The 24,756-nt window shown below is 71.0% G+C and carries 28 protein-coding genes; 12 read left to right on the top strand and 16 right to left on the bottom strand.

All coding sequences use genetic code 11. The annotated features are described in order from the left end of the window. Window positions 1-128 precede the first annotated feature (128 nt). A complete protein-coding gene (nucS, locus tag C2865_RS08090; RefSeq protein ID WP_106397741.1) occupies window positions 129-809 on the top strand; it encodes an endonuclease NucS in 681 nt (226 codons plus the stop codon). Window positions 810-907: 98 nt separating this feature from the next. Here the strand turns inward: nucS and C2865_RS08095 are convergent, their stop codons facing one another. The 7 genes from C2865_RS08095 to C2865_RS08125 form a co-directional block, all read right to left on the bottom strand. Further along, complete coding sequence (locus C2865_RS08095) at window positions 908-1,276, bottom strand: hypothetical protein (protein WP_106397742.1); 369 nt, start codon at window positions 1,274-1,276, stop codon at window positions 908-910. Window positions 1,277-1,528: 252 nt separating this feature from the next. Then, window positions 1,529-1,795 carry a hypothetical protein gene (locus C2865_RS39270; protein ID WP_157963619.1) on the bottom strand — a complete coding sequence of 89 codons (267 nt, stop codon included), beginning with the start codon at window positions 1,793-1,795 and terminating at the stop codon, window positions 1,529-1,531. A gap of 268 nt (window positions 1,796-2,063) precedes the next feature. After that, entirely contained in the window at window positions 2,064-2,549 is a 486-nt protein-coding gene (locus tag C2865_RS08105; RefSeq protein WP_157963620.1) for a hypothetical protein, read from the bottom strand. Window positions 2,550-2,802: 253 nt separating this feature from the next. Beyond that, window positions 2,803-3,177 (bottom strand): hypothetical protein, encoded by a 375-nt coding sequence (locus tag C2865_RS08110; protein WP_106397745.1) that lies wholly within the window; start codon window positions 3,175-3,177, stop codon window positions 2,803-2,805. Window positions 3,178-3,418: 241 nt separating this feature from the next. Next, on the bottom strand, window positions 3,419-3,826 hold the full coding sequence (locus C2865_RS08115) for a hypothetical protein (RefSeq protein WP_157963621.1): 408 nt from the start codon (window positions 3,824-3,826) through the stop codon (window positions 3,419-3,421). Between the two features lie 189 nt (window positions 3,827-4,015). Next, window positions 4,016-4,906, bottom strand: coding sequence for an oxygenase MpaB family protein (locus C2865_RS08120; protein ID WP_157963622.1), 891 nt, complete (start codon window positions 4,904-4,906; stop codon window positions 4,016-4,018). A 68-nt stretch (window positions 4,907-4,974) separates the two neighbouring features. Beyond that, complete coding sequence (locus C2865_RS08125; RefSeq protein ID WP_106397748.1) at window positions 4,975-5,427, bottom strand: hypothetical protein; 453 nt, start codon at window positions 5,425-5,427, stop codon at window positions 4,975-4,977. A 172-nt stretch (window positions 5,428-5,599) separates the two neighbouring features. Here C2865_RS08125 and C2865_RS08130 point away from each other — a divergent pair, with 172 nt between their 5' ends. The 4 genes from C2865_RS08130 (at window position 5,600) to C2865_RS08145 (ending at window position 9,067) form a co-directional block, all read left to right on the top strand. Beyond that, window positions 5,600-6,163, top strand: coding sequence for a TetR/AcrR family transcriptional regulator (locus tag C2865_RS08130; protein WP_106397749.1), 564 nt, complete (start codon window positions 5,600-5,602; stop codon window positions 6,161-6,163). A 35-nt stretch (window positions 6,164-6,198) separates the two neighbouring features. Beyond that, on the top strand, window positions 6,199-6,981 hold the full coding sequence (locus tag C2865_RS08135; protein WP_198653084.1) for a site-2 protease family protein: 783 nt from the start codon (window positions 6,199-6,201) through the stop codon (window positions 6,979-6,981). Between the two features lie 74 nt (window positions 6,982-7,055). After that, window positions 7,056-8,555 carry an aldehyde dehydrogenase family protein gene (locus C2865_RS08140; RefSeq protein ID WP_106397751.1) on the top strand — a complete coding sequence of 500 codons (1,500 nt, stop codon included), beginning with the start codon at window positions 7,056-7,058 and terminating at the stop codon, window positions 8,553-8,555. Between the two features lie 119 nt (window positions 8,556-8,674). Further along, window positions 8,675-9,067 (top strand): SCO5389 family protein, encoded by a 393-nt coding sequence (locus C2865_RS08145; protein WP_106397752.1) that lies wholly within the window; start codon window positions 8,675-8,677, stop codon window positions 9,065-9,067. Here C2865_RS08145 and C2865_RS08150 read toward each other — a convergent pair. Beyond that, complete coding sequence (locus C2865_RS08150) at window positions 9,036-10,067, bottom strand: LLM class flavin-dependent oxidoreductase (RefSeq protein WP_106397753.1); 1,032 nt, start codon at window positions 10,065-10,067, stop codon at window positions 9,036-9,038. The two genes, C2865_RS08145 and C2865_RS08150, sit on opposite strands and share 32 nt — an antisense overlap. A gap of 66 nt (window positions 10,068-10,133) precedes the next feature. On the opposite strand from C2865_RS08150, the gene C2865_RS08155 reads away from it, so the two are divergent. The 4 genes from C2865_RS08155 (at window position 10,134) to C2865_RS08170 (ending at window position 13,113) form a co-directional block, all read left to right on the top strand. After that, window positions 10,134-11,195, top strand: a complete 1,062-nt coding sequence (locus tag C2865_RS08155) for a 3-hydroxyacyl-CoA dehydrogenase (protein WP_106397754.1) — start codon at window positions 10,134-10,136, stop codon at window positions 11,193-11,195. 10 nt (window positions 11,196-11,205) lie between these two features. Continuing rightward, entirely contained in the window at window positions 11,206-11,496 is a 291-nt protein-coding gene (locus C2865_RS08160) for an ATP/GTP-binding protein (RefSeq protein ID WP_408608298.1), read from the top strand. Then, window positions 11,493-12,206, top strand: coding sequence for an alpha/beta hydrolase (locus C2865_RS08165; protein ID WP_106397756.1), 714 nt, complete (start codon window positions 11,493-11,495; stop codon window positions 12,204-12,206). The genes C2865_RS08160 and C2865_RS08165 overlap by 4 nt, the downstream gene beginning before the upstream one ends. Window positions 12,207-12,324: 118 nt before the next feature. Beyond that, window positions 12,325-13,113, top strand: a complete 789-nt coding sequence (locus tag C2865_RS08170; RefSeq protein ID WP_106397757.1) for an alpha/beta fold hydrolase — start codon at window positions 12,325-12,327, stop codon at window positions 13,111-13,113. A 19-nt stretch (window positions 13,114-13,132) separates the two neighbouring features. Here C2865_RS08170 and C2865_RS08175 read toward each other — a convergent pair whose 3' ends face one another. The 3 genes from C2865_RS08175 to mce all read right to left on the bottom strand — a co-directional run bounded on the left by C2865_RS08175 (window position 13,133) and on the right by mce (window position 16,531). Then, window positions 13,133-14,362, bottom strand: coding sequence for an AI-2E family transporter (locus C2865_RS08175; protein ID WP_232835453.1), 1,230 nt, complete (start codon window positions 14,360-14,362; stop codon window positions 13,133-13,135). Between the two features lie 128 nt (window positions 14,363-14,490). Then, window positions 14,491-15,780, bottom strand: a complete 1,290-nt coding sequence (locus C2865_RS08180) for a DivIVA domain-containing protein (protein ID WP_106397759.1) — start codon at window positions 15,778-15,780, stop codon at window positions 14,491-14,493. A 316-nt stretch (window positions 15,781-16,096) separates the two neighbouring features. Then, a complete protein-coding gene (mce, locus tag C2865_RS08185; protein WP_106397760.1) occupies window positions 16,097-16,531 on the bottom strand; it encodes a methylmalonyl-CoA epimerase in 435 nt (144 codons plus the stop codon). 84 nt (window positions 16,532-16,615) lie between these two features. Between mce and C2865_RS08190 the strand changes: the two genes are divergently transcribed. After that, a complete protein-coding gene (locus C2865_RS08190; protein ID WP_106397761.1) occupies window positions 16,616-17,791 on the top strand; it encodes an acetyl-CoA C-acetyltransferase in 1,176 nt (391 codons plus the stop codon). A 128-nt stretch (window positions 17,792-17,919) separates the two neighbouring features. Here the strand turns inward: C2865_RS08190 and C2865_RS08195 are convergent, their stop codons facing one another. The 3 genes from C2865_RS08195 to C2865_RS08205 form a co-directional block, all read right to left on the bottom strand. Next, the gene (locus C2865_RS08195; protein ID WP_198653085.1) at window positions 17,920-18,573 is read right to left on the bottom strand and encodes a DUF4230 domain-containing protein; all 654 of its coding nucleotides are present in this window, start codon (window positions 18,571-18,573) and stop codon (window positions 17,920-17,922) included. A gap of 55 nt (window positions 18,574-18,628) precedes the next feature. After that, on the bottom strand, window positions 18,629-19,876 hold the full coding sequence (locus C2865_RS08200; protein ID WP_157963623.1) for a hypothetical protein: 1,248 nt from the start codon (window positions 19,874-19,876) through the stop codon (window positions 18,629-18,631). A gap of 77 nt (window positions 19,877-19,953) precedes the next feature. Then, on the bottom strand, window positions 19,954-20,679 hold the full coding sequence (locus C2865_RS08205; RefSeq protein ID WP_198653087.1) for an ATP-binding cassette domain-containing protein: 726 nt from the start codon (window positions 20,677-20,679) through the stop codon (window positions 19,954-19,956). A gap of 321 nt (window positions 20,680-21,000) precedes the next feature. On the opposite strand from C2865_RS08205, the gene C2865_RS08210 reads away from it, so the two are divergent. Together C2865_RS08210 and C2865_RS08215 are read left to right on the top strand one after the other, a co-directional pair. Beyond that, the gene (locus C2865_RS08210; RefSeq protein ID WP_232835454.1) at window positions 21,001-21,900 is read left to right on the top strand and encodes a co-chaperone YbbN; all 900 of its coding nucleotides are present in this window, start codon (window positions 21,001-21,003) and stop codon (window positions 21,898-21,900) included. A gap of 143 nt (window positions 21,901-22,043) precedes the next feature. Beyond that, window positions 22,044-23,450: an NAD-dependent malic enzyme gene (locus C2865_RS08215; protein ID WP_106397765.1), complete on the top strand. Its 1,407-nt coding sequence runs from the start codon at window positions 22,044-22,046 to the stop codon at window positions 23,448-23,450. On the opposite strand, the gene C2865_RS08220 is transcribed toward C2865_RS08215, so the two are convergent. Then, complete coding sequence (locus C2865_RS08220; protein WP_232835455.1) at window positions 23,451-24,392, bottom strand: zinc metalloprotease; 942 nt, start codon at window positions 24,390-24,392, stop codon at window positions 23,451-23,453. It lies immediately after the preceding gene. Between the two features lie 104 nt (window positions 24,393-24,496). After that, window positions 24,497-24,733: a DUF3039 domain-containing protein gene (locus C2865_RS08225; protein ID WP_408608312.1), complete on the bottom strand. Its 237-nt coding sequence runs from the start codon at window positions 24,731-24,733 to the stop codon at window positions 24,497-24,499. Between the last annotated feature and the right edge of the window lie 23 nt (window positions 24,734-24,756).

Raw genomic sequence — 24,756 nt, forward strand, 5'->3', positions numbered from 1 at the left:
GACGGTTAACTACGAATGTTTCTGATAAATAACCAACAGGCGTGTTGTGCCCGGTATGACAGTTCTGGAGTTCTGTCCATCCGGCGGGACCGGGACGAGCGGTGGCGGGGGAGTGGGAGACTGGGGCGGTGCGCCTTGTCATAGCCCGTTGCAGTGTCGACTACGTGGGGCGGCTCACCGCCCACCTCCCGCAGGCCACCCGGCTCATCCTCATGAAGGCCGACGGCAGTGTGTCCATCCACGCCGACGACCGGGCCTTCAAACCGCTGAACTGGATGAACCCGCCCTGCAGCGTGCGGGAGGAGGCCTACACCGAACACGGGGCCGTCGCCCGCTGGACGGTCACCCACGGCAAGTCGGGGGAGCGGCTGATCCTCACCCTCTTCGAGGTGCTGCACGACCACCGGCACGAGCTGGGGGTGGACCCGGGCCTGCAGAAGGACGGGGTGGAGGCGCACCTGCAGGAACTGCTCGCCGAGCACATCACCACGCTGGGAGAGGGCTACCGCCTGGTCCGGCGGGAGTACCCGACGGCGATCGGGCCGGTGGACATCCTGTGCCGGGACGCCTCGGGGGCGACGGTCGCGGTGGAGATCAAGCGCCGGGGCGAGATCGACGGGGTCGAGCAGCTCACCCGCTACCTGGAGCTGCTCAACCGTGACCCGCTGCTGGCGCCGGTCAAGGGCGTCTTCGCCGCCCAGGAGATCAAGCCGCAGGCACGGGTCCTCGCCCACGACCGGGGGATCGAGACCCTCACGCTGGACTACGACGCGCTGCGGGGGATCGAGCGCGAGGGCACGCTCTTCTGAGCCGGGCGGGGGCGGTTCGCGCCCCCGTATGACGCAGAACGGCCCCGGCGGGTGGACTCCCGCCGGGGCCGTCTCGTCAGAGGCGGTTCCGCCACCGGTCAGCGGCGGCTGTTCTTGTTCTTCTTGTACTTGTAGTTGTAGATGTAGACGTTCTGGTGCTGCTGCTGCTGCAGCTTCTGCTGGCGGTTGCGCAGCGACCAGTCCTTGCGGTGATGGTTGTTGAAGTGGTGGCGCCTGTGGTGCCAGCGGTCCTCGCCCCGGCAGCCGCGGCGGTCGTGCCAGCGGCCGTTCCAGCCCTCCCAGTCGTCCTCCCAGCAGTCCCATTCCCACCAGTCGTCGCCGTATCCCGAGGCGGCGGTGACGGTGGCGGTCTGCGTGGTGGTCGCCGGAGTGGCGGCGGCCGGGGCCCCCATCAGGGACGCGCCGAGGACGGCCGCTCCGATGGCTCCGATGGTTTCCTTGATCATGTCTACCTCCAGTGATGAAGTGCGACTAAACGGCATCTGTCCACCATTGAGTATTGAGAAATGTCTAGTTCGATCTTCGATCAGTCAAAACTGGTAATGAGCCGGTTCCGTCGAGTGGAATGTCCTTTTTGTTAGGGTGAAACGGTGGTCGGAAAGGGCGACGGCCCGCAGGGAAAAGAAAAGGCCCCTCGGGAACACTCGGTTCCCGAGGGGCCGGTCAGGCTGTCACCGTTGTGGCCTCACCTGCGGCTGTCAGTCGATGCGGAAGTGGATCCCGCCGTACTGGTTGCCGCTGTAGTTGTGGTTGAAGCTGCCCCAGCCGTGGTGGCCCCAGCCGTGGTGGCCCCAGCCGTGGTGGTGGCCCCAGCCGTGGTGGTAGTGGCCGCCGCACCAGTTGTCGCAGCCCGCCACGACGGTCTGGCTGCCGGTGGTGGTGCTGGCCTCGGCCGCGGTGGCCACCGCCGGGGCTCCGAGCAGGGCGGCGCCCAGGGCGACGACGCTGAACGTCTCCTTGATCATGTCTACCTCCAGAGTGAAGATGTGACTAAACGGCATCTGTCCGCCATTTGGTATTGGGAAATGTCCGAGCTGTTCTGCTGTTGGTCAAAACACCTGGCGGATCCCCTCTGTCTGCTGAAACACGCAGGTGCCGCGGAGTGATGCCTGAGAGAAGTAAATCCCCCGGAAACCGAGAGGTCTCCGAGGGACACGCGATCTGCTGCGAGCGGAACCCGGCAGATTCAACAATCAACTCTTCTTGGAGTCGTGCCTTCCGGCAGGGCGCCGTTCAGCGGCGGCGGTCGTGGTTCCTTCCGTTGTGGTTCCTGCCGTTGTCGTCCCTCCAGTCATGGTCGTTGTCGCCGTTCCAGTCGTGGCCGTTGTCCCACCAGTCCCGGTCGCTGCGGATCCGGAACCGGTCGCTGTAGTACGGGTAGTACCGCCAGCTCTCAGGGATGTAGATGCGGTAGGCGTGGTGCCGGCCGGCGCGGACGGACCAGTCGGCTCTCCCGCGCCAGTCGGTGCGTTCGCAGTCCACGGTCCTCCAGCCGCCCCAGCGCCTCATCTGCAGGCAGGCCTGGACGCGCTGCGCGGGCTCGCGGTCGTCGGCCTCGCGGACCCGGATGTCGATGCGCCCCCACCGCCCCCGGCGCTCGGTGTCGATCCGGACGGTGAGCGCCTCCCGCCGCGCCGCGGAGGCGGCCTCGGCGGAGGCGGCGGAGACGGTGCGCTCGGCCGTGGCCGTCGCGGCCCCCGGCACGCTCGCCAACGTCATTCCGAGAACGGTGGCTCCCAGCGTTTCCTTGAACATGTCGGCCTCCAGATGCGAAGTGTGACTTCGGTACAACATCTGTCCGGCTTCGAGTAGCGAGAAATGCCATCTTCGCCCTGCGGTCGGTCAAGAAGGGAAGGAGATAGGAGGATAGGCGAGAAATGTCGTCTGTTTGGGCGGAGTTCGGCGGGGAACAAAAGGCCCCCGGAAACCGGACGGTCTCCGAGGGCGCGGGATGGTCGTTCCGTCCCCCGTTTCACCCGCGTCCCAGGTCGGCGGGCTCGTCCGCGGCGAACGCCCTGCTGCGGAACCCCTCGTGGTCCCGGGTGGGCGGGATGAGGATCCGGTAGGTCTTCCGGGGATCGGCCAGCCAGGTGACACGGCCCTTCCCGTCGGTCTTCGCGCATTCGAGGGTCCGGAAGCCCTTCCTGCGTATCTGGAGGCAGACCCTGAGACCCTCCACCGGCTCCTTGTCCTCGTCCTTGACGATGGTCCGGACCCGGCTCAGATTCCCGAAGACCTCGGTCCAGACCCTGATCCGGACGGAGATCTCCTCTTTCGGGGCCGCGGCGGCGGGCGCGCTCACCAGCGTCGCGCCGAGGACCGCGGCCCCGAGCGCTTCCTTGATCATGTCTGCCTCCGGCTATGGAATTGCGACTAATGACCGTCTATCCGGTATTTAGGTATTAAGGGGTATCCGTTTGTCGCCGGGTCGATCAGATCGAGCGTGGGGCAGAAGGCCTTCGGGAAGGAGAAAGCCTCCGGAAACCGGTGGGCCTCCGGAGGCGGGACCCCGGGCCCTGCCCGTGCCCTCGTCCCCTCGCCTTCGGTCGGGTCAGGGGCACGCGGTGACGCCCCTGACCCGCACGGGCTCAGATGTCCAGGTTCTCGTCGGCGTCGAACGCGCGGCTGGTGAAGGAATTGAAGCCGCCCCCGGCGGGGACGCGGATCTGGTAAACCCGGTTGGGGTTCACGTCGAACCGGACACGTCCGTCGCTGCCGGTCAGCCCGCAGGTGAGGATGGGGAAGTTGCCGGCCGCGTTCCTCCTTCGCAGGCAGACGTTCTTGCCGGTGACCTTGTTGTCGTCCTCGTCCTCGAGCGTGACCCTGATGCGGCTCAGGTTTCCGACCACATCGGTCCTGACCCGGATGGCCACGGAGAGGTTCTCCTGCGCGGCGGCGGTACTGGGAAAGGCGCCCGGGGTCTGCGCCGCCGCCGTGGCCGGTACGCCGAACAGGGTCGCGCCGAGGACGGCCACTCCGAGTGTTTCCTTGATCATTTTGCCTGCCTCCAGATGCGGAAGTGTGACTAGTACGGCATCTGTCCGGCATTCGGTATGGGGAAATGTCTGCCTTTCGCTATTGTTGGTCAAGAGTGATTTTGTGCGGTATGGTCCCGCAACTCTGTTGGATGAGGGTGAATTCTCGCTCTGATATCTATTGGGCTATTTGTCCGGCTTTGGCGGGTTTTATAGGGTGCTCGGCGGGACAAAGGGCACGCCGACGCGCTGGTGGGCCTGCTCGACGTAACGCTGGTGGACGCCGTGGCGGAGGGTCCTGGTGATGGCCTCGCCGGCGGCGCGGGCGGCCAGGGGGGCGAGCGGGGTGCGGGCGTGCAGGCCCAGCAGGCGCTTGGCCCAGCCGGGGAGCAGGTCGGTGGCGACCCGGCTGACGATCTGGGTGGTGACCTGGCTGGTCCTGTCGTCGCCGTAGGGGCCGCGCAGGAACCTGACGGCCTCCAGGGTCTCCTCGCTGACGGTCAGGCGGGGGCGCATCATGGCGAAGTAGTCCTCGACGTCGGCGCGGGACCTGGGGACGTCCGTGGCGCCGAGCTTCTCGGAGATCACCGCGTACTGGGAGAAGTACTCGTCGAGGCCCTTCCCGTCCAGCGGTTTGGGGTGATAGCGCAGGTGGGCGCGGGCCGCCTGGTAGGCCTGGGTGGTGCCGGTCCAGATGATGTCGGCGGACTCGGTCGCCGAGTACGGGCGGCCGTCGGGCATGGTGCCGTGCACCCGGGTGTGCATCTTCCGGACGATCCCCGCCAGTTTCTCGGCGACCGGGGTGGCGGCGAAGGACATGCCCCGGATGAAGCTGGCCGTGAAGCCGAGCCGTTTGATGGGGTCCTGGAGGTAGTTGGAATGCTGGTTGGTGCCGTGCGTGACCGGCTCGTTCAGGGTGCCGAGCAGCAGCCCGGAGACGCCGCCGAGCACGCCGGTGACGTCGGTGTGCACATACCAGAGCGCGGAGCCGGGCCCGAAGAGACCGGGGTCGCCCACCGGCTCGGTGTACTGCTCGCCGGGCAGGTGGGTGGCGGCCAGCAGGGACCAGTAGGAGTCGTCGATCATCTCGCGGAGGTTCATGCGCCACATCCTCACACCGCCCTGAGACAAAGTGCAACACTTGTCTCAGGGCGGTGTGGTGGCGGGGATCAGTCGGCGGACTTCTGCCAGCCGGTGTCCTCGGTCTCGTCGCCTTCGAACGACTCGCTGGTGTACGCGTCGAAGCCGCCCTGCTTCTCGATGTGGATGCGGTAGGTGCGCGCGGGAACGGTGATGGTCGCCTTGACGCTTCCCTGGTCGTCGGTGGTCCCGCAGGGCTGGAACGGAGGTTCGGGCAGGACGTTCGCCCACTGGCGGCCGGTCCTCGCCTGGAGGCACATCCGGACCTGGACGGGGTTCTTCTCGCTGTCCCTGACCTGGATCCTGACCGATGTCCGGCCCTGTGCGCCGGTGCCGGGCTTGACCCTGATCCTGACGAAGAGGTCGTCGCTCTGCCGCACGGCGGCTTCGGCGGCGCCGGGGGCCGCTGCGGCAGTCGGTGCGTAGGGTGCGCCGAGCAGGGACCCCCCGAGGACGGCGGCGCCGAGTGCTTCTCTGATCATCTCTCTTCCTCCGGTGGGCGGAAGTGCGGCTGAGGAGAGTTCTGCTCGACGGGGCGTATTGGGAAATGTCCTTTTTGTGATGTTGTTGGTCAAAGGTGCCGCGATGCTCCCGGGGCCTGCCGGGGCGAGCAGGGAAAGGGCCGGAGGCGGCCCCGGGGCTAGGCTGTGGGCCATGTCGCCCCAGGAGAAGATCATCGATGCGGCGGAGGAGTGCTTCGCCCGGTTCGGAGTGGCCAAGACGACGGTCGAGGACGTCGCGCACGCGGCGGGCATGTCGCGGGCGACGCTCTACCGCAACTTCTCCGGAGGCAGGGACGAGCTGATCCTGGCGGTCTTCCTGCGCGACGTCGGGCGCTTCCTCGACCGCATGGGGGAGCGGCTGCCGCAGGAGTTCACCCCCGCCGAGGCCGTCGTGGCCGGGGTGATGGACGCGGTGGAGTTCGTGCAGGGCGAGCCGCGCTTCGCCGCGCTGTTCGTCCCCGAGGCGGTCGGGCACACCCACAAAGTGGTCAGCGCCGCCTCGCAGCGCGCCCTGGACCTGTGCGCCGCACGGGTGGAGCCCTACTTCGCCGCCGCCCAGCAGGCCGGCCTGCTCCGTCCCGAGCTGGACGTCGCGGGGACGGTGGAGTTCCTCTTCCGGATGATCGCCTCGCTCAGCCTCGCCCCGCTGGTCCGGGACGACGAGGAGACCCGGCGGTTCCTGCGCCTGTACGTCGTGCCCGCCCTCGTTCCCTGATTCCGCGCGTCCGGCGGGCGGGTAGCGTGCGTCCCGTGAGAGCAGAAGCGGTGGAGAGCCGTTCCAGCCGGGGCATCAGCCCCGTCTTCCTGGTGATTCTGGCCTTCACCGTCGGCTGCGGTGTGATCGCCTGGCGGTACGGCGACGACCCGGCGCAGCCCGCGCGGCTGGCGGTGTTCGGGTTCGTGGTGGGCGCCTGGATCGTGTCGTTGTGCCTGCACGAGTTCGGGCACGCCTTCCTGGCGCACCGCTTCGGCGACCGGCTGATCGAGGCGCGGGGCTACCTGACCCTGAACCCGCTGAAGTACACCGACATGACGCTCAGCATCGTCCTGCCGGTGCTGTTCCTGCTGCTCGGCGGCATCGGCCTGCCGGGCGGCGCGGTCTGGGTGGACCGGGGCGCGATCCGCGGCAGGCTGCGGCACAGCCTGGTCGCGCTGGCGGGTCCGCTGGCCAACGTGGTGTTCGCGCTGGTGATCGGGCTGGCGCTGGGGCGCTTCCTGGAGGGCGGGCACCTGGTGTTCTGGTGCGCGCTGGCCTACCTGGGGTTCCTGCAGGTCACGGCCGCGGTGCTGAACCTGCTGCCGGTCCCCGGCCTGGACGGCTTCGGCATCTGGGAGCCCTACCTGCCGCGCCCGTTCGTGCAGAAGGTCGCGCCCTGGGGCGGCTACCTGTTCCTGGGCCTCATCGCGTTGTTGTGGATCCCGGTGTTCAACCGGTGGTTCTTCGACCTGGTCCACCACGTCACCGGCTGGTTCGGCATCGACGCCGATCTGTCCGGGGCGGGGCACTCGCTCTTCCTCTTCTGGCAGGTCTGAACTACCCGGCGGGCGTAAGTGATGATTTACTACGCCGCAACAGCCATCTTCGTCTTCTCCTGGGAGGTCCCGTTATGTCGGTCACGACCGAAACGGGGAGCACGACCTTCACGTCCCTCAACCCGGCGACCGGTGACGTCGTCGGCGAGCACCCCGTCCACGACGCGAGCGCGGTGTCCGGCGCGGTCGAGCGGGCCCGGGCGGCCGCGGAGTGGTGGGGCGGGCTCGGCTGGAAGGAGCGGCGCGTCCGGCTGCTCAACTTCAAGAGCGCCCTCGCCCGCAACCTCAACGAGATGGCGCGGGTGATCCACCAGGAGACGGGCAAGCCCGTGGGCGACGCGGTCTTCGAGACCGTCGGCGCGATCAACCTGATCGACTGGGCGGCGCGCAACGCCGGCAAGGTGCTCGGGCCGCGCAGTGTCTTCCCCGGCCTGCTGGCCATCAACCAGAAGGCGATCCTGGAGTACCACCCGCTGGGGGTCATCGGGGTCATCGGCCCGTGGAACTACCCGATCTACACCCCGATGGGCTCGATCGCCTTCTCGCTCGCCGCGGGCAACACCGTGGTGTTCAAGCCGTCGGAGTTCACCCCCGGCGTCGGCGTCCTGCTGGGCGAGCTGATGGCCGAGGCTGTGCCCGAGCACCCCGTCCTGCAGGTCGTCACCGGTTACGGCGAGACGGGCGCCGCGCTGTGCCAGGCGGGCGTGAACAAGGTCGCCTTCACCGGCTCCGGGCCGACCGCCAAGAAGGTCATGGCCGCCTGCGCCCAGACCCTCACCCCGATCGTCGCCGAGTGCGGCGGCAAGGACGCCTTCATCGTGGCGGCCGACGCCGACCTCGACGCCGCCGCCGCCTCCGCGCTGTGGGGCGCGATGTCCAACGCCGGCCAGACGTGCACCGGCGTCGAGCGCATCTACGTCGTGGAGAGCGTCCACGACGCCTTCCTCGCCAAGCTGACCGAGCGCGCGCGCAAGCTCAAGGCCGGCTACGAGGAGGAGGGCGCCTCCTTCGGGCCCATCACGATGCCCAAGCAGCTCGACATCATCGAGCGGCACATCAACGACGCGCTGGCCGGTGGCGGCAAGGCCGTCGTCGGCGGCCCCGAGTCGGTGCGCCGCCCGTTCGTCGACCCGGTCATCCTGGTGGACGTGCCCGAGACGTCCTCGGCGGTCTGCGAGGAGACCTTCGGCCCGACCGTCACCGTCTCCAAGGTCAAGAGCGTGGACGAGGCGGTCGAGCTGGCCAACGCCACCGAGTACGGGCTGGCCTCGACGATCTTCTCGCGCAGCAGGTCGGCCATCGAGGTGGCGCGCAGGCTGCGCACCGGCATGACCTCGATCAACGCGGCCCTCGCGTTCGCGCTGATCCCCGGCCTGCCGTTCGGCGGGGTGGGCGAGTCGGGCTTCGGGCGCATCCACGGCGCGGACGGCCTGCGCGAGTTCGCCAGGCCCAAGGCGATCACCCGCCAGCGCTTCAAGTCGCCGCTCGACACCACCACCTTCACCCGCACGGAGAAGGAGGTGGAGCAGATCGTCAACCTGATGAAGAAGCTCCACGGGAAGACCTACCGGTAAGGGAAGTCTTTCGGCTGGGTAAGGAAATGGGTCCCTTCCGCCGGGCCGCGCCTCTGGACGCGTTACCGAAAGGTGATTAGCGTCGCGGGTGGACGACTCGGCGGAAGGAATTCACACCCATGTCTCTCGACGTCTCCCCCCAGTTGCTCGACCAGGCCAGGCAGGGCGAGATCGACGACGCCACGTTCGTCGAATGCATCCGCGGCTCCCTGCCCTACGCCTGGGACCTCGTCAGCGGCCTGGTGGCCGACCTGGAGGTCGCCGGCGGCGACTTCGCCGACAACCAGACCCCGCCCCCGGACGAGGAGGCGCGGGGGCAGCTGCTGCGCCTGCTGGCCAGCGACGCGATGCGGGGCAGCATCGAACGCTACTTCGGGGTCAAACTCGCCTTCCAGAACTGCCACAGGGTCGCGGTCTTCCCCAGTGAGGCCGCCGGCTCCGAGCCCTACCGCCGTTTCGTGACGGCCCGCGAACAGATCCTCAACCAGTCGCCGCACCTGCGCGACTGCTGAGTTCCGCGCGTAGCCTCGGCAGCACCTCGCTGCCGAGGCGCCGCACGTTCTCGGCCACCCGCCCGGCGTCCTGCGAGCACTCCACCAGCAGGCTCACCTGGCCGATACCGGGCACCGCGCAGGCCCGCGCCAGCGCCTCCACGCAGTCCTCGACCGTCCCCACGGCGTGCAGCCCGCACAACTTCCGCGCGTAGGCGGCCACGTCCGTCACCGGCCTGATCCGGCCGTCCACCGGTACGTAACCGGCCAGCCCCGGACCCAGCCAGCGGGGCAGCTCCGTCCGCACGGTCTCCCGCGCCTCCCGGCGCGAGTCGGCCACCCAGGCGACACCCGTGGAGACGTGCCGCACCTCCTCCGGGCCGCCGGCGGCCCGGTACCGGGCGACGGCCTCGGCCTTCTCCTCGTCACCCGCGTGCATGCCCAGCAGCATCGGCAGCCCGTGCGAAGCGGCCAGCGCCTCGGTCTGCGGGCTCGTACAGGCGACGTACACCTCCGGCGGCGCCTCCGGCACGGGGACCACCGGCACCTCGCGGAAGCGGAAGAACTCCCCGTCCGCCCCGACCCGGCTCCCCGGAGCGGCGTGCAGCCAGGACAGCAGCAGCTCCAGCGACTCGGGAAAGCCGCGCTCCCAGCGCTCCAGCCCAGTTCCGAAGACCTCCAGCTCCCGCCACGGGCCGCCTCTGCCCACTCCCAGCCGGAACCGGCCGGGCGCCACGGAGGCCAGCAGCGCGGCCTCCTCCGCCAGCGCCACCGGATGCCGGGCCGACAGCACCGCCACCGCCGTGCCCACCCCGATCCGGGTGGTCGCGCCCAGGAGGTGGCCGGCCAGGACGACCGGGGAGGGGCAGACCCCGTAACCCATGAAATGGTGCTCGGCCAGCCAGACGTCGTCGAAGCCGCACTCCTCGGCCAGCCGGGCGAGCCCGACCGTCCGTGCCAGTGCCTCGCCGGGCGACTGGCCCGGCCACTGTCCCGAGGGGAGGAAGAGAGCAAAGCGCATGCTCCCTGACATGCCCGCTGGAGGTGTCTGCGAGACTTCACCCTGAACCGTTGGAGGAGAGGGACTATGGGTTTGCGCAAGGTGGGTGTGGTCGGGCTGGGCACCATGGGCGCCGGGATCGCCGAGGTGCTGGCGCGCGGGGGCATCGAGACCGTCGGCGTCGAGATCGATGACGCGGCGCTGGAGCGCGGCCGCGGCAACATCGAGTCCTCGACCGGGCGCGCCGTCAAGCGCGGAAAGCTCAGCGAGGAGGGCCAGGCGGAGATCCTCGGCCGCATCGCCTTCTCCACCGACTTCGCGGCGCTGTCGGACTGCGACCTGGTGATCGAGGCGGTGCCCGAGCGCATCGACCTCAAGGAGAAGGTGTTCGCCGAACTGGACAAGGTCTGCGGTCCCGACGCGGTGCTGGCCACCAACACCTCGTCCCTGTCGGTCACCGAGATCGCCGCGGCCACCACCCGCCCCGCCTCGATCGTCGGCGTGCACTTCTTCAACCCCGCCCCCGTGATGAAGCTGGTCGAGGTGATCGGCACCGAGGGCTCGCGGCCGGAGTTCGTCGCCGCCGTCACCGCCCTCGTCCGCGACCTGGGCAAGACCCCCGTCACCATCGGCGACCGCGCCGGCTTCGTGGCCAACCGGCTGCTGTTCGGCTACCTCGGCCCCGCCGCGCAGCTCCTGGAGTCCGGTGCCGCGAGCAAGGAGGACATCGACGCCTCCATGACCGCCATCGGCCTGCCCATGGGCCCGCTCACCCTGATGGACCTCATCGGCCTCGACACCTGCCTGGAGGTGCTGGAGGCGGTGCACCGCGACTCCGGCGAGACACGGCACGAGCCTGCGGCGCTGCTGCGCTCCCTGGTCGCCGAGGGCGCGCTCGGCCGCAAGACCGGCCGCGGCTTCTACACCTACGAGAAGGTCGGCTCCGGCGCCGTCGCCGACCCGGTCGAGGGCAAGGCCTCCGCCGAGATCTCCGACCGGCTCTACGGCCCCTACCTGCAGGACGCCGCGCAGATGGTGAAGAGCGGCTACTGCGACGCCGCCTCCGCCGACGCGGCTATGACGCTCGGCTGCGGCTTCCCCGTCGGCCCCATCACCGAGCTGCGCAACCGCGGCGAGTGGACGGACTAGTCCGAAGACCGTGTGCGCCCGCAAGAACAGGAGGGACGGCCGTGCGGGCCGTGCGATGGGCGGCCCCTGGTCCTATGGGATTTCCGAGACCCGGCGAGAGCCGGACGGCGAGTGGCACGTCCGCACGGTCCTGGCCTCCGCCGCGTTGAAGACCTACCGTTGCCCCGGCTGCGACCAGACGATCCCGCCAGGGGTGGCGCACCTGGTCGCCTGGCCCGCCGACCGGGGCGGGCCGGACGACCGCCGGCACTGGCACCGGGCCTGCTGGCAGGCCCGGTTGCGGAGAGGACCCAGGAAGTGAGCACCGAGATCAGGGCGAGCACGGTGCTGCCCGCGCACCGCGAGGACGTCGTCCTGCACACCGCCGACGGGCTGGAACTGGTCGGTGAGGTGGCCAGACCGGCCGGGCGCGCCCCGGCGGCCACCCTGGTCTGCCTGCACCCGCTGCCCACCCACGGCGGCATGATGGACAGCCACGTGCTGCGCAAGGCCGCCAACCGGCTCCCGGCGCTGGCGGACCTGGCGGTGCTGCGGTTCAACACCCGCGGCACCACCTCCGACCGCGGCACCTCCCAGGGCGCGTTCGACGGCGGTGAGGGCGAGCGGTACGACGTGGCCGCCGCGCTGGAGTTCGCCGAGTACCACGACCTGCCCGCGCCCTGGCTGGTCGGCTGGTCCTTCGGCACGGAACTGGCGCTCAAGTGGGGTCTGGACCCGCTGGTGCGCGGCGCGATCCTGCTGTCGCCGCCGCTGCACCGCGCCACCGACCGCGACCTGGACGCCTGGGCCGCCGACGGCCGCCCGCTGGTGGCGCTGGTGCCGGAACTGGACGACTACCTGCGGCCCGCCGAGGCCGCCGAGCGCTTCGCCCGCGTCCCGCAGGCCGAGGTCGTCGGCGTCCCCGGCGCCAAGCACCTGTGGGTGGGGGAGCCGTCCGTGCGGGTGGTGCTCGACGAGATCGTCAAGCGCGTGGCGCCCGACGCGTGGCCGCTGCCGACCGAGGCGGAGTGAGGCGGCCCGCCCCCTGCGGCGGGAAACGTCCGATCGCGGCCACGGACAGGTGAGCCGGGGACCGGACGGGTACTGAACCCTGCGTCGAACGCAGTCCAAGTGACCGGGAGGGACCACGTTGAGGCAGTTGTACGCACGGGACGTCGGGCAAGGCACTCCGCTCGTACTGCTGCACGCCTTCCCCCTGTCCTCGGCCATGTGGCTGACGCAGCGCGAACGGCTCGCGTCCCGCTTCCGCGTCATCACCCCCGACCTGCGCGGGTTCGGCGGCTCGCTGCTCGGCGACGCCGAACCGTCCGTCGAGGTGATGGCCGACGACGTCGCCGCGCTGCTGAAGTCCAAGAACATCGGCCGCGCCGTCATCGGCGGGGTGTCCATGGGGGGCTATGTCGCGATGGCCCTGTGCCGCCGCCATCCCGACCGGGTGCGCGGGCTCGTCCTCGCCGACACCAAGGCCACCGCCGACCCCGACGCGGCACGGGAGAAGCGCCTGCGGATGGCCGACCGCCTCACCGCCGAGCAGCGGCAGGACGTCCTGGTCGAGGAGGTGCTGCCCGGACTGCTCGGCCCGACCACGATGCGCCAGCGCCCCCTGGTCTACGGCAGGGTGCGCGGGCTGGTGCAGTCCGCGCCGCCCCCGGCGGCGGCCTGGGCGCAGCGCGCGATGGCGGCGCGCCCCGACTCGACCGACACCCTGCGCGGCGTCAAGGTGCCCGCGCTGGTCGTGGTGGGCGCCGAGGACCGGCTGACCACCGAGGACGACGCCCGCGCCATGGCCGAGGCGCTGCCCAACGCGGAGATGACCGTCATCCCGCGGGCCGGCCACCTCACCCCGCTCGAACAGCCCGACCTGTTCGACCAGGCCGTCACGGAGTTCACCGCGGCCGTCGCCCGCACCACGCCCTGACCGCGCGGCCTCGGCCCGCCTACCGGGCGTCCTGCCGGGGCAGGACCACCTCGCGGACGATGAGGGCGATCGCCGCGGCCGTGGGGATGGCCAGCAGCGCGCCGATGACGCCCATCAGGGCGCCGCCGACGAGGGCGGCGACGATGGTCACGGTCGGCTGCACGTCCACCGAGCGCTTCATGATGCGCGGGGAGACCAGGTAGTTCTCCACCTGCTGGTAGAGCACGAAGAAGACCGCGCAGGCGATGCCCTCCGGCACCCCGGTGAGGAAGCCGACGAGGGTCACGACGGCGCCGCCGATGGTCGCGCCGACCATGGGGATGAGCCCGGTCAGCGCCACGATGAGGGCGAGCGCCGCGGCGTAGGGCACCCCGGTGATCACCAGGAAGATGTAGGCGCTGATGCCGGAGATGGTGGCGACGGTGAAGATGCCGCCGACGTAGTTGCCGATCTGGTCGAGGATCTCGTCGCCCAGCAGCGCGACCCGGGCCCGGCGCGAGCGCGGGGTGAACCGGTAGAAGAACATCTTGATCTGCGGCAGGCTCGCCAGGAAGTACAACATCAGGATCAGCACCGTGAAGGTGTTGAAGATGGCCGACAGCGCGCCCTTGCCGATGTTGAGCGTCCAGTCGGCGACGCTGGTCTGGAAGTCGGCCTCCAGCAGCTTCTGCTGGGCCTTCTCCAGGAGCTTGTACTTGGCGTCGAACTCGGCGATCGTGCGGTTGTTCTGCAGCTGGGTGATGTAGCCGGGGATCTCCTTGGCGAAGTGCGAGACCTCGGTGACGATCGGCGGCACCAGCGCCCAGCCGAAGGCGGTGAAGAACAGCAGCACGCCCAGGAACACCACGCCGACGGACTTGCCGCGCGAGACCCCGACCCGCACCAGCCGCTCCACCGCCGGGTTCAGCCCGACCGCCAGGAACAGCGCGACGATGATGAGCAGCAGGACGTGCTTGGCGCTCTGCAGCGCCTCGAACAGCAGCCAGGCGACGATGACGCCGAGCGCGCCGGTGAACCCGATCGAGAACGGGTGGAACCGGCCGAGCGGGCGGCCGAGCGGGCCGAAGGGCAGCTGCTCGGTGACGCCCGCCTCCCGCCGGCGCTGGTCCAGGTCGGTGATGGGGTCGGGGTTGCGCGGGGAACCGTCGCCGAGCAGCTCCCCGCCGGGACGGGGAACCGTCTCCACCTTCCCCTCGCCGACGTCGGGCTCGGCCGGCTCGACGTCCGGCCGGGGGGTGTTGTCCTGCACGCGGTCTCTCCTCGCACCCGGGGTGTCCACAGTTGTAGACGTCAGAGAGCCTAAGGCCGTTGTGTGACCTCAGGCTCTCTTTTTACAACGGGAGGCTGCGGGTGACCACCGCGGTCAGCGGGTGGGGCTCACTCCTGCCACCAGTCGTCGTCGTCCGACTGCGCGGTCTTCTTTCCGGCGGCGGGCTTGGCCGCCGCCGGCTTGGGCTCGGGGGCCGAGACGGCCGGGGCGGGCTCGGGGGCGGCGACCGCCTCCGGGGCGCCCATGACCGGGGAGACCCCGCCGATGAGCTGACGCAGCTGGTTGAGGTGGCTGGTGATGGAGTCCCGCTGGCGGGTGAGCTCGTCCACCTGGCGCTGCGCGGCGGTGCGGATGCGCTCGGCCTCGGCCTTGGTCTCGGCGAGCAGCTGCTCGGCCTGCGCCTTGGCCTCGGCGATCACGTTGTCGGAGTTCTTGCGCGCGTTGGCCATCAGCTGCTTGGCGTGCTGGTCGGCCTCGCGGCGGGTCTGCTCGGCCTGCTGGGTGGCCTTGGCGGCGCGCTGCTCGGCGGAGGAGGCGCGCTGCTCGGCCTCGGCGACCAGCTTCTGGGTGGCGGCCTGGGCGGCGGCGTGGCGCTCGGCGTCCTGGCGGTCGGCCTCCTCGCGGCGGGCCGCGAGCTGGATCTCGAACTCGGCCTCGGCCTGGGCGCGCTGGGCCTCGGACTCCTCCAGGATGCGCTGCGCCTGGGCGCGCATCTCGTCGGCCTGGCGCTTGGCGGTGGTGAGGATCTCGTCGCGCTCGCGCTTGGTGGAGGCGCGCAGCTGGGCGACCTCGCGCTCGGTGGTGGTGCGCAGCTTGGCGATCTCGCGCTCGGCGGTGGCCCGCTTCTCGGCGACCTCGTGGTCGGCGGTGGCGCGCAGCTTGGCGACCTCGCGCTCGGTGGTGGAGGTCAGCTCGTCGGCCTCGCGGCGGGCCGCGGTGCGCACCTCCTCCGCCTCGCGCTCGGCGGTGTTGCGCATGTCGTCGCCCTCGCGCTGGGCGGTGGCGCGCAGCTCGGCGGCGTCGTTCTCCGCGGTGGCGCGCAGCTCGGCGGCGTCCACCTTGGCGGCGGCCTTGATCTCGTTGGCCTCGGAGCGGGCGGCGCCGACGAGTTCGGTGGCCTGCTCCTCGGCCAGGCGCAGCAGCTGCTCGATGCGCGCGCCGAGACCGGAGTAGGTGGGGCGCTCCTGCTCCTGGAGCTGGCGGTGGGCGTCCTTCAGCTCCCGCTGGAAGGCCTCGGCCTTCTCCAGCTGCTGGCGCGCCTTGTTGTCGAGCATCTTGATGTGCTCGTCGACCTGATGCCGGTCATAGCCCCTGAGCACCACGTCGAATTCTTTGGACTCGGAAGACTTGCCGTCTTCGAAGAAGTTACTGAGCTGGGCGTCGATGTCGGACTGCATGGAGGCTCAATCCTGGTGTGACGAGTGCGGCCGGGGTTCTGGTGTGTAACTCACAGACCGGTTGATCGCCTGGCTGCTGGCCCAGACCTTCTTCCGGCGAGAGCAGCGTACTCTGGCCGCTGCCGTGTTGGGGGCTCATCTGAACGCACTGCGTGGATTGTCGCATTTGTTACGTTCTTCAGAGCCCCCGTACGGCCCACCCCAAGCCACCCCTACGGCCGGGTAAATCGGACTCCAGGGGATGAACGTCAACGGAAGAACCGCTCCGTGACCGCGTGGTTTCGATCACGTCACGAAACAGGCACTCCTGGATGACTCAGGCTTCCGGCGCTTTCTGCACCAGTTCGGTGAGCACACCGTGGCAGTCCTTGGGGTGCAGGAACGTGATCCGCGATCCCATCGAGCCGCGGCGCGGCGCGTCGTACAGCACCCGCACGCCCCCGGCCGCGATCCCGTCGGCCTCGGCCTGCACGTCGGAGCCGTCGGTGCCGAAGGCGATGTGGTGCACGCCCTCGCCGTTCTTCTCCAGCCACTTGGCCACCGTGGAGTCCGGCCGGGTCGGGGTGATCAGCTGGATGTAGGACGCGGCGCCGTCCCCGGTGGTGTTGATCTTGAGCATGCACTCGCGCACGCCCTGCTCCTCGTTCACCTCGAAGTGGGCGTCGGTGAACCCGTAGGTCTTCTTGTAGAACTCGACGGTCGCGTCGAGGTCGTGGCAGGCGATGCCGATGTGGTCGATGCGGCTCAGCATGGGTCAGCCCCTCCAGAAAGGTCCTTGGCACTCCATGGGTATCGTGGCAAACGGAAGAATCGATGTACCGGGAGGCCCCCTGCCATGTCGTCTGTGATCGTCGCCGGTGCCCGCACGCCCATCGGGCGGCTGCAGGGCTCCCTCAAGGACTTCAGCGCCGTCGACCTCGGCGGCCTGGCCATCAAGGCGGCACTGGAGCGGGCCGGCGTCCAGGGCTCCGCCGTGCAGTACGTGATCATGGGTCAGGTGCTGCAGGCCGGGGCGGGCCAGATGCCCGCCCGCCAGGCCGCGGTCAAGGGGGGCGTCCCCATGAGCGTGCCCTCCCTCCTGGTCAACAAGGTCTGCCTGTCCGGGCTCGACGCGATCGCGCTGGCCGACCAGCTGATCCGCGCCGGCGAGTTCGACATCGTGGTGGCCGGCGGCATGGAGTCGATGACCAACGCGCCGCACCTGCTGCCCAAGTCGCGCGCGGGCTACAAGTACGGCTCCATCGAGGTCCTCGACCACATGGCCTACGACGGCCTGACCGACGTGTTCGAGGGCTGCCCGATGGGCGAGGCCACCGAGCGGGTCAACGGCAAGCTCGGCATCACCCGCGAGGCGCAGGACGAGTTCTCCGCCCGCTCGCACCAGCGCGCCGCGGCCGCGATCAAGAACGGGCTGCTGGCCGAGGAGATCGTCCCCGTGGAGATCCCCTCGCGCAAGGGCGACCCGGTGGTCTTCAAGGACGACGAGGGCGTGCGTCACGACACCACGGCGGAGTCCCTGGCGAAGCTGCGCCCGGCGTTCGACCGGAACGGCACCATCACCGCGGGCTCGTCCTCGCAGATCTCCGACGGCGCCTGCGCGGTCGTGGTCATGTCCAAGGCCAAGGCCGAGGAGCTGGGCCTGACCTGGCTGGCCGAGATCGTCGCCCACGGCAACGTGGCGGGCCCGGACAACTCGCTGCACTCCCAGCCGTCCAACGCCATCGAGCACGCGCTGGGCAAGGCCGGGCTCGGCGTCGCCGACCTGGACCTGGTGGAGATCAACGAGGCGTTCGCCTCCGTCGGCCTGCAGTCCATGGCTGACCTCGGCCTCTCACCCGACACCGTCAACGTCAACGGCGGCGGCATCGCGCTGGGCCACCCGATCGGCATGTCCGGCGCCCGCATCGTGCTGACCCTCGCCCACGAGCTCAAGCGCCGCGGCGGCGGCACCGGCGCGGCGGCCCTGTGCGGCGGCGGCGGCCAGGGCGACGCCCTGATCATCAAGGTCTGACGGCCGGTCCGGCGAGACCCGGCGGGCCCGTGCCCGAGGGCATGGGCCGCGCGGCCCGCTCCGGGCGTCCGACGCGGCGCGAAGACCGGTGCCCGTGAGCGCGCAGACGCCGCTCGCGGGCACCGGCCTCACTGCGCGACCGAGGACAGGTGGACCGTCACCTTCTCGAATCCCAGCGCCTTCAGCAGGTTCTCCAGCATCGTCTTCGTGTTGAGCTCCGCGCGCTTTTGCAGCATCCCCGTGCCCGCGGCGTCCTGGATCTTCTCGGCGGCCAGCTGGTAGAGCTTCTGCTGGTCGCCGGGGTTGCCGGAGAAGAAGTCACCGAACCGGTCGAAGATGCCCCGCTGGGTGGCGAACACCCGCGACTCGTCGGTGTTCAGCGAGGTCTTGTCCAGTTGCGCGGGCGGCAGCGTGATCGTCGCCTCGGTGCGGTCGGCGTTCACCTTCACCGCGCCCTCGGTGAGCTGCGAGAAGTCCACATAGGCGTCCACGTCGCCCACGCCGATGAACAGCGTGCGTTCGCCGCGCAGCGAGCTCGGCAGGAACCGCGCGTCCTTCTCCAGGTCCACGACCACCTGGAACTGCCCGGTCGCCGCGTCATACCGCGACAGGTCGCGGACCGACTGCAGCACCACCGGCCCCGACCTGTCCTTGGTCCGCTCCCCGAACGGGTTGGTCCAGTCGGGCAGCCAGCTCATACTCTGCGCCGCCGCGTACAGCACGGCCAGCGTCATCACCACGACGCCGGTCTTGACGAACAACGCGGTTTTCGAGGGGTTCATAAAAGACATATGCCCCCGAGTCCCGCGGCCATTCCGCGAGCCGCGCCACCCCGGGCTAGAAGTAGTAGACGGACGTGAGGGAGCAGGACTGGAAGTCGGAGTAGCGCAGGGCGAACCAGGCGCGGCGCTGCCGCTCGCTCCAGCGGGAGAAGGGCGTGTCGGGCCGCGCCGGCACGGGGTCGTCGCGCAGCCAGGCGCTGACCTGGGCCTGCAGCCCGGTGGGCGGGGCGGGGCAGCGGGTGAGGGTGGACTCGATCTCGTGGACGGCGCGGCGCGCGTAGCCGGGGGAGAGGTCGGGCAGGTGGAAGCCGACGGTCCCGCCGTCGAAGGAGGCGGGCTCGCGGCCGGAGCGCTGCTCGATCCGGACGATGGCGTCGGGGGTGCCCGACAGGCGGGTGGCCAGGGGGGCGACGGCGGCGCTGAGCGCGGGCAGCGCCCCGGCCAGCGAGGGGTGCACGCAGACGCTCACCGGCCAGTGCCGGCAGACGTGCTCCACCTGCGAGGGGCGGCTGGCCACCCCGTCCGCGGCGTGGAGGCGGGCGGTGCTCAGCGCCGTCGCGGCCAGTGCCAGCGCCACCCCGCCCAGCAGGAGGCGGCGCCGGGTGATCCAGGCCAGGTGGCCCAGCACCAGGGCGGCGGCCAGGCCCCCCGCCCAGCACAGCTGGGCGGCGAGCACGCCGGCGCGCGGGGCGTCGAAGAGGTCGGCCGGGCCGATCAGGGAGGGCGGCAGCAGCACCGTCCAGGACCCCTCGGGCCGCAGCGCGACCCAGGCGGCGGCCGCGGCGACCGTCAGCGCCACGACCGGCGGGTGGGCCCAGGACAGGCCCGCCAGGTAGCCGGCCGCCACGTACAGGGCCAGGGCGCCGGCCCCGGCGAGGATGCCCAGCAGGTGCGCGTCGCGGAAGCCGCCGTCGGGCAGGACGGGCAGCGCCACCACCAGGGCGCCCGCCAGATAGCCCGCCAGCGCCACCGCGCTCAGCAGCGCCAGGTCGTGCAGGGGCGCGGCGGCGGGGGAGCGGGCGGTGATCGCCCGCAGGTAGTCCAGGCGGCGGCCGCTCATGCCGGTCCAGGCGGCCAGGCCCGCCGCGGTCGGGCCGCTCCAGCGCACCGAGGCCTCCGCCGCGCCCACCACGCTGTCCCAGTCGCGAAAGCCCGCGGGCAGCTCGCGCCAGCCGGCCACCGCGCCGAGCAGCGCCAGCAGCGGCACGGCGGTCAGCAGCGAGCCGCGCCGGGCGTCCACCCGCACCACCCGGGCCACCCGCGCGATCCGCGCGGGCCGTACGGCCCGTGCCAGATCAGGCATCGCTCACCCCCCGTAGTCGCCACCGCGTTCGTCGCCGCCCCTCGCCGCGCCCCCGGCCGTCCCCGCCGGGCGGCGGGTCAGGGCACCGCCGCCCGGCGGACCATGTTCATGTTCTGCGGCCGGCGGATCATGCGCTGCGGCCGGCGGACGAGGTGCCAGTGCCCGTGGTGCGGCTCCGGTTCGGGCAGCTCCCGCGCCGGGGGCGCCGCGAGCGGCGCCGTCTCCCCCGCCGGGACGAGCCGGGCCCGCTCCAGCACGTAGACGTGGTCGCACCAGGGGGTCAGCCAGGCGGCCGAGGGCGCGGTGAGGACCACGGTGGGGGCCAGCCCGGCCAGCAGCGGGACGAGCTCGGCCCGCGCCGCGTCGCCCAGGAGGGTGAGCGGCTCGTCCAGGAAGGCGATCTGGGGCCGGTGCACGCAGGCGGCGGCCAGCCCCGCGCGCACCCGCAGGTCCGCCGGCAGCTCGCCGTACGGCCAGGCCGCGGCGTCGGACAGCTCCAGCGCCGTCAGCACGTCACGGACGGACGAGGGCGAGCGGCGCTGGTAGTAGGCGGCGTAGGAGACCAGGTCGTGCACCGTGAACCCGGCGGCCCAGCGGGCGCGGGCGGGCAGGAAGCCGATCCGGGTGCGCAGCCGGCGCAGGGTCGCGCGGTTGCGGACGTCGAAGCCGAGCACCTCGAGCCGGCCGGCGTGCGGGCGGCGCAGCGTGGCGAGCGTGGCGAGCAGATCGGACCGGCCGGACGGGTCCTGGCCGGCGATGCCGACCATTCCCTCCGGCAGGCCGAAGGAGGACGGACGCAGCACCCATCGCCCACCATGGCGGACACCCAGCCCCCTCGCCACGATCGCGGAAGTCTCCACGATCACTGTCAATCCCCCTCGATCCTCGCGATGCGCGCGTCCCCGGCGGACCGGTCCCAGCGCACGCCAACCCCCGCGCAGCCTGGCCTTTTGCCCGCGCATCACGCATCGACAGCGGAACTATAGCGACGCTTGGCCATCGCTGTCAGCGGTCTTTTGCTCACTCTCGGCGATGTCGCGTTCCGGGCCGCCGGGGGCGGTCCGGGGAGGGCGGTGCGGGGAGCGGCGTACGAGAGGCCTCCCGGATGCGGCAGGATGGACGGTATGCAGAAGCGTGATTTCTCCCTGCACGGTGCCGTCGACCTCGCCGCCCGCGCGGCGGCAGCCAAGAAGCAGCAGGAGCGCGCCGCGCAGGCCGAGGCGGGCGGGCAGCAGGGCGGGCAGTACCTCATCGAGGCGACCGACGCGACGTTCAGCGCCGAGGTGGTGGAGCGCTCCCTGCGGACACCGGTGATGGTCGCCTTCGTGGTGGAGAACGAACCATCCTGTGACGCGCTCATGGCGGACCTGGAGAAGCTGGTCGCCGAGGGCGGCGGCTCCTGGTACCTGGCCAGGGTGGACATCGAGGTCAACCAGCAGCTGCAGGGCTACCTCCAGCAGATGCGGGTGCAGCGGCTGCCGTTCGTCGGGATGGTCGTCCAGGGCCAGATGATGCCGTTCCTCAACAGCGTCCCGCCGGAGGCCGAGCTGCGGGCGGCGACGGGCGAGCTGTTCGCCGCGCTCAAGGAGCAGGGCCTGATGGGCGACGTGCCGCAGGGCGCCGAGGCCCCGCAGGAGGAGGCCGACCCGGCGCACGCCGCGGCGGAGGACGCGCTGGCCCGCGGCGACTTCGAGGCCGCGGCCGAGGCGTTCCGCGCGGTGCTGGCGGGCGATCCCAGGGACGAGGTGGCCAAGCGCAGGCTGGCGCTCACCGAGCTGACCCTGCGGGTCAAGGACTACGACCAGGCGCAGGTGGAGGCCGACCCGCTGAAGGCGGCGGACGTCCGGCTGCTGCAGGGCGATCCGGAAGGCGCGTTCGAGCTGCTGCTGTCGGTGGTGCGCGCCGCGGCGGGCGAGGAGCGCGACGCCGCCCGGGTGCATCTGCTGGGCCTGTTCGAGGCGCTGCCCTCCGACGACCCGCGGGTGGCCAAGGCGCGCAGGGCGCTGCAGGCGGCGTTGTTCTGACGCCGCGGGCGGCGCGGAAAATCTGTCGTTTTTTCCACTGTGCAGCCCGCAACCAGGGCTTTCAGGCGTATCCTTCAAGGGAGCCCCTGGCGTGTCAGAAGTGGTGTCAGGGCTCTCGCCTTTCTCGAGTTGAGGAGCTCCCCGTGGCCACCGCGCCCAGCGTGTCGTACTCCATCACCGTCCGCCTGGAGGTCCCCGCCGGCGGCAGGGCCGTCAGCGGGATCACCCACCACGTGGAGCACGCCGGCGGTGTGGTCACGGCGCTGGACGTGAACACGGCGGCGACCGACACCCTGCGCATCGACGTCACCATCGCCACCCGCGACACCGAGCACGCCGAGGCGATCGTGGGCGTGCTCGAGGCGATCGACGGGGTGAAGGTGCACAAGGTCTCCGACCGCACCTTCCTCATGCACCTCGGCGGCAAGATCGAGATGAAGTCCAAGGTGCCGCTGCGCAACCGCGAGGAGCTCTCGATGGCCTACACCCCGGGCGTGGCCCGGGTGTCGCTGGCGATCGCCCGCAACAAGGAGGACGCGCGCCGGCTGACCATCAAGCGCAACAGCGTCGCGGTGGTCACCGACGGCTCGGCGGTGCTGGGGCTGGGCAACATCGGCCCGGAGGCGGCCATGCCGGTCATGGAGGGCAAGGCCGCGCTGTTCAAGCGCTTCGCCGGGATCGACGCCTGGCCGATCTGCCTGGACACCCAGGACACCGACGAGATCGTGCGCATCGTGCAGTGCATCGCCCCGGGGTTCGGCGGCATCAACCTGGAGGACATCTCCGCGCCGCGCTGCTTCGAGATCGAGGCGCGGCTGCGCGAGCTGCTGGACATCCCGGTCTTCCACGACGACCAGCACGGCACCGCGATCTGCGTGCTGGCCGCGCTGACCAACGCGCTGCGCGTGGTGCGCAAGGATCTCGGCGAGGTGCGGATCGCGCTGGCGGGCGCGGGCGCGGCGGGCAGCGCGATCCTCAGGCTGCTGCTGCACGCCGGGGCCCGCAACGTCATCGTCTGCGACATGCACGGCGCCGTCCACGCCGGCCGCGAGGGCATGGACGAGTCGCTGCGCTGGATCGCCGAGCACACCAACGCCGACGGCTACGACGGCGACCTCAAGGGCGCGGTCAAGGGCGCCGACGTCTTCGTGGGCGTCTCGGCCCCGGGGATCCTCACCGGCGACGACGTGGCGGGCATGGCCCCGGACGCGATCGTGTTCGCGCTGGCCAACCCCGAGCCGGAGGTCAGCCCGGACGACGCGCGCGAGCACGCCGCCGTGGTGGCCACCGGCCGCAGCGACTACCCCAACCAGATCAACAACGTGCTGGCCTTCCCCGGGGTCTTCCGCGGGCTGCTGGACGCGCAGGCCGACGAGGTCAACATCGACATGCTGGTGGCCGCGGCCCAGGCGCTGGCCGGGGTGGTCACCGACGCCGAGCTGGGCCCCAACTACATCGTCCCCAGCGTCTTCCACCCCGACGTCACCACCGCCGTCGCGGCGGCCGTGCGGGAGGCGGCGGGCGGCCGCAAGACCGACGACGAGGAGTGATCAGGCGCCCGTGACCGCGGGGGTGGCCCTGACGGCGGGCGCGTCCGGGCCGAGCCCGGCGGCCTCGGCGGCGGTGGGCGTCCTGCGGTAGGCCTCCCAGCTGCGCTGGATCCGCGACGCCTGTCCCGGGGTGAACTCGCTCATGCAGTCGTCCCACGAGTAGTTCATGAAGTTGTGCACCGGGTCGAGCCCGGTGGCCCGGCAGGTGTCCTTGCCCTTGGGGCAGCCCTCGGTGGGGGTGGCCTCGGCCGGGGTGTCGTCGACGCCGTCGCCGGGCGCGCTGCAGCCGTTCTCGAAGGTGTGGAACAGGCCGAGCCAGTGGCCGACCTCGTGGACCGCGGTGTAGCCGAGGCTGAAGTGCGGGAACGGGCCGCCCGGCAGGCTGCGGTGGTCGATGATGACGCCGTCCAGGAGCGGCTCGTTCCGGCGCGCCTCGGGGAAGGTGGAGTGGCCGAGCACCTCGGTGCCCACGGCGCCGCTGTAGAGGTTCAGGGTCTCCGCGCCGCCCTTGCGCAGCAGGATCTTGTAGTCCCGCTCGTGCTGGTGCGGCTTGGCGAACCAGGTGTCGTTGGCCAGCGTGTCGACGGACAGGAGCCGGAACCGCACGCCGGTGTCGGCGCCGCCCCTGCGGCCGCCGTAGGCGTCGTTGAGCGTGTCGATCTGCCGCCTGATGCGGTTCATCCCCGGGTGGCCCTTGCCGGAGGCGTCGGTGAGCACGTGGAAGGCCACCGGGACGGTGAAGGCGGCGGGCGCCCTGCTGGGGACCCTGCGGTCCAGCGCGGCGACGCTCTCGGCGACGAAGAACGGGTCGGCCGCCGGGGTGTCGCCCGCGAAGCGGACCTGCCGGGCGGTGCTCCCGGGGGCGCAGTCCGCGCCGCCGGGCCCCTGCCGGGCCCCCGAGGCGGCGGTGGCGGAGGCCGACACCGCCGTGACCGTGAGCATGACCGCAACGCCTCGCCGCATCCGTCCCCCGACCTGCCGTGCGCTGAAGCTGAATCCGCAGGCAGACTACATGATCACGAATGCGGCGGGGCGGAGCGAAACGTCTATTCCTCGGGGCCGCCCGCGGACATGCCTTCGTAGATCTCCTTGCACTCGGGACAGACCGGGAACTTCTTCGGGTCCCGGTTGGGCACCCAGACCTTGCCGCAGAGCGCGATCACCGGGGTGCCGGTCAGCGCGCTCTCGGTGATCTTGGCTTTCTTCACGTAGTGCGCGAAGCGCTCGTGGTCGCCGTCACCGTGCGAGAGGTCCGGACGGACATCGGTGTCCGGCTTGATCATCGTTCCCGTGCCGCCCTGGCCGG

The organism is Actinocorallia populi (assembly GCF_002995495.1).
Classification (GTDB): Bacteria; Actinomycetota; Actinomycetes; order Streptosporangiales; family Streptosporangiaceae; genus Actinocorallia; species Actinocorallia populi.

What these genes read in the sequence shown, in the direction of transcription:
- C2865_RS08110 (WP_106397745.1), bottom strand. Translation starts at nt 3,177, where the DNA reads ATGATCAAGGAAGCGCTCGGGGCCGCGGTCCTCGGCGCGACGCTGGTG.
- C2865_RS08145 (WP_106397752.1), top strand. Translation starts at nt 8,675, where the DNA reads ATGTCTCTCGACGTCTCCCCCCAGTTGCTCGACCAGGCCAGGCAGGGC.
- C2865_RS08120 (WP_157963622.1), bottom strand. Translation starts at nt 4,906, where the DNA reads ATGAACCTCCGCGAGATGATCGACGACTCCTACTGGTCCCTGCTGGCC.
- C2865_RS08195 (WP_198653085.1), bottom strand. Translation starts at nt 18,573, where the DNA reads ATGAACCCCTCGAAAACCGCGTTGTTCGTCAAGACCGGCGTCGTGGTG.
- C2865_RS08130 (WP_106397749.1), top strand. Translation starts at nt 5,600, where the DNA reads ATGTCGCCCCAGGAGAAGATCATCGATGCGGCGGAGGAGTGCTTCGCC.
- C2865_RS08155 (WP_106397754.1), top strand. Translation starts at nt 10,134, where the DNA reads ATGGGTTTGCGCAAGGTGGGTGTGGTCGGGCTGGGCACCATGGGCGCC.
- C2865_RS39270 (WP_157963619.1), bottom strand. Translation starts at nt 1,795, where the DNA reads ATGATCAAGGAGACGTTCAGCGTCGTCGCCCTGGGCGCCGCCCTGCTC.
- mce (WP_106397760.1), bottom strand. Translation starts at nt 16,531, where the DNA reads ATGCTGAGCCGCATCGACCACATCGGCATCGCCTGCCACGACCTCGAC.
- C2865_RS08140 (WP_106397751.1), top strand. Translation starts at nt 7,056, where the DNA reads ATGTCGGTCACGACCGAAACGGGGAGCACGACCTTCACGTCCCTCAAC.
- C2865_RS08125 (WP_106397748.1), bottom strand. Translation starts at nt 5,427, where the DNA reads ATGATCAGAGAAGCACTCGGCGCCGCCGTCCTCGGGGGGTCCCTGCTC.
- C2865_RS08190 (WP_106397761.1), top strand. Translation starts at nt 16,616, where the DNA reads ATGTCGTCTGTGATCGTCGCCGGTGCCCGCACGCCCATCGGGCGGCTG.
- C2865_RS08210 (WP_232835454.1), top strand. Translation starts at nt 21,001, where the DNA reads ATGCAGAAGCGTGATTTCTCCCTGCACGGTGCCGTCGACCTCGCCGCC.
- C2865_RS08225 (WP_408608312.1), bottom strand. Translation starts at nt 24,733, where the DNA reads ATGATCAAGCCGGACACCGATGTCCGTCCGGACCTCTCGCACGGTGAC.
- C2865_RS08115 (WP_157963621.1), bottom strand. Translation starts at nt 3,826, where the DNA reads ATGATCAAGGAAACACTCGGAGTGGCCGTCCTCGGCGCGACCCTGTTC.
- C2865_RS08095 (WP_106397742.1), bottom strand. Translation starts at nt 1,276, where the DNA reads ATGATCAAGGAAACCATCGGAGCCATCGGAGCGGCCGTCCTCGGCGCG.
- C2865_RS08200 (WP_157963623.1), bottom strand. Translation starts at nt 19,876, where the DNA reads ATGCCTGATCTGGCACGGGCCGTACGGCCCGCGCGGATCGCGCGGGTG.
- C2865_RS08150 (WP_106397753.1), bottom strand. Translation starts at nt 10,067, where the DNA reads ATGCGCTTTGCTCTCTTCCTCCCCTCGGGACAGTGGCCGGGCCAGTCG.
- C2865_RS08105 (WP_157963620.1), bottom strand. Translation starts at nt 2,549, where the DNA reads ATGACGTTGGCGAGCGTGCCGGGGGCCGCGACGGCCACGGCCGAGCGC.
- C2865_RS08220 (WP_232835455.1), bottom strand. Translation starts at nt 24,392, where the DNA reads ATGCTCACGGTCACGGCGGTGTCGGCCTCCGCCACCGCCGCCTCGGGG.
- C2865_RS08180 (WP_106397759.1), bottom strand. Translation starts at nt 15,780, where the DNA reads ATGCAGTCCGACATCGACGCCCAGCTCAGTAACTTCTTCGAAGACGGC.